3 protein-coding genes are annotated in these 2,329 nt (G+C 78.4%); all 3 read left to right on the top strand.

The window, feature by feature from the left end; genetic code table 11:
* Positions 1 to 385: hypothetical protein (locus ACWEQL_RS42195; RefSeq protein WP_452156892.1), on the top strand; the 385-nt coding region annotated here is incomplete at its 5' end.
* Positions 386 to 598: 213 nt separating this feature from the next.
* On the top strand, positions 599 to 1,816 hold the full coding sequence (locus tag ACWEQL_RS42190) for a DNA polymerase III subunit delta' (protein ID WP_452156890.1): 1,218 nt from the start codon (positions 599 to 601) through the stop codon (positions 1,814 to 1,816).
* 255 nt (positions 1,817 to 2,071) lie between these two features.
* Positions 2,072 to 2,329: hypothetical protein (locus ACWEQL_RS42185; protein WP_452156888.1), on the top strand; the 258-nt coding region annotated here is incomplete at its 3' end.

Below are 2,329 nucleotides of genomic sequence, written 5' to 3'. Positions count from 1 at the left end.
CCGGGCGTCCGCGCCGCAGCCCGCCGACCCGCAGGACGGCGACCCGCAGGACGGCGGCACCCGGGAGCTCCCGGTGGTCGAGGACGAGCCGGCCGCCGATCCGCGGCCGCGTCCGGCCTGGGCCGAGGAGACCCCGATGGACGACCTCCCGAGCCTGACCGACACCCTGCTCGGCTCGCACGACGAGTGGGCCCGCTGGGAGCAGGGCGCCGACCGGCCCGCCGGCCAGGACCCGCGCGACCCGCGCCTGCCCCGCGACGGCGGTCCGGACGGCGCCCCCACCGGCGGCGGCCCCACCGGCGGCGCCCCCACCGGTGGGGGCGGTACGGGCGACGGCGGCAAGGACGAGGGCAAGGGTCGCGGCCGCCGCTGGCGCCGGGGCTGACCCGGGCGCGCGAGCGCGTCCGACGGACGGAGGGCGGTGCCCCGGGGAGACCCGGCGGCGCCGCCCTCGTCCGTTCACCGGGCCCGGCCTCCGACGCCGGCCCCCCGCCGTTCGCGCGGCTCCGGCCTCCCGGCGGTGTCCGCGGCCTGTCGTACCGGCCACGTATGCTCGGTCGCGGGGGAATCGGGACCGGACCGGGGAGCAGGAGCAGCAGTGGCCGTCTGGGACGACCTGGTGGGCCAGGAGCGGGTGGTCGAGCAGCTGAGCGCGGCGGCCCGGGCGGCCGGGGCGACGGTCGCCGCCGGCCGTGGCGCCGGGGCCCCCGCCGGATCGGGGGGCAACGCCTCGCTGATGACGCACGCGTGGCTGTTCACCGGCCCGCCCGGGGCCGGGCAGACCACGGCGGCCCGCGCCTTCGCCGCCGCGCTGCAGTGCACCAGCCCCGACCTGGCGCTGGGCGGTACACCCGGCTGCGGCTTCTGCGACGGCTGCCACACGGTGCTGGCGGGCAGCCACGCCGACGTGAAGTACGTGCGCACCGACGGCCTGTCGATCGGCGTCGGCGACATGCGCGACCTGGTGCTGCGCGCCTCCAGCTACCCGACCGGCGGCCGCTGGTCGGTGATCCTGGTGGACGCCGCCCACCGGCTCACCGAGGCCGCCGCGAACGCGCTGCTCAAGGGCGTCGAGGAGCCGTCCCCGCGGACGGTCTGGCTGCTCTGCGCGCCCTCCGTGCAGGACGTGCTGCCGACCATCCGCTCACGCTGCCGGCTGCTGGTGCTGCGCACGCCGTCCGCCGAGGCGGTCGCCGACACGCTGGTGCGCCGCGACGGAGTGGAGCCGGGGACGGCCCGGCTGGCCGCGCTCGCCGGGCAGGGCGACATCGATCGTTCGCGCCGCCTGGCCGTCGACGAGCAGGCCCGGACCCGCCGTACCGAGGTGCTGCGCATCCCGCTGGAGGTCGCCGACCTCGGTGGCTGCCTGGCCGCGGCCCAGCGGCTGGTGGACACCGCCAAGGCGGACGCGGAGGCGCTCGCCGAGACCCAGGACGCCAAGGAGACCGACGACCTCAAGGCCGCGTACGGCGCCTCGGAGGGCGGCAAGGCCCCGCGCGGGATGGCCGGGGCGGTCAAGGAGCTGGAGAAGCGGCAGAAGAGCCGGGCGACCCGCACCCGTCGGGAGACGCTCGGCGTGGCGCTGCTCGACCTGCTCGGCTTCTACCGGGACGTGCTCGCCCTGCAGCTCGGTTCGACCGGCGTGCTCGCCAACGAGGACCAGCGCCAGGCTCTGAACCGGGTGGCCCAGGCCGGGCCGCCGGAGGGCACCCTGCGCCGGATCGAGGCGGTGCTCGCCTGTCGCAAGGCGCTGGACCGCAACGTCGACCCGCTGCTCGCGGTGGAGGCGATGACGGTGGCCCTGCGCGCGGGCTGACCCCTCGCCCGGACCCCTGCCCGACACCCTGCCCCGCCACCTCACCCGGCAACCCGCCCGCCACCCCACCCGTACGGCTTCGCGCCGTACCCCGTGTCGCACCTTCGAGTGAACGGGCGGTACGCGCCGGGCACACCCGCGTGTGACCGTCCGGTCGTCTTGCACGCTGGGGCACGCCCCTTGGCCGGCCCGGCACGCCCGTCGCGCCCGCCGGGGCCGTTCCGGTGTCCGGCCCTCCCCGAGGTGGTGCGTCCCATGCTCCGTTCACTCCTCGCCCTTCCCCTGATGGCCGCCGCGGCCGGTGGGGTCTGGCTGGCCCGCGGCGCGCTGCTGCGCTGGCGGGACCTGCGGGCCGGTGAGGCCTACGAGCTGGCCGGCGACCAGCGGCCGATGCTGCTGCGGGCGGCCGGGGCGCTGGTCTGCGGGGTGGCCGTCACCACGGTGACGGTGCTGGCGGGCCTCGGCGTGTTCGGGCCGCCGCGCGACGACGCCGCCCCGGCCACGGCCCCGGCC

Source organism: Kitasatospora sp. NPDC004240 (assembly GCF_053603215.1).
Note: the sequence above shows the minus strand (reverse complement) of the source record. Positions and strands in the feature narration are given on the sequence as shown.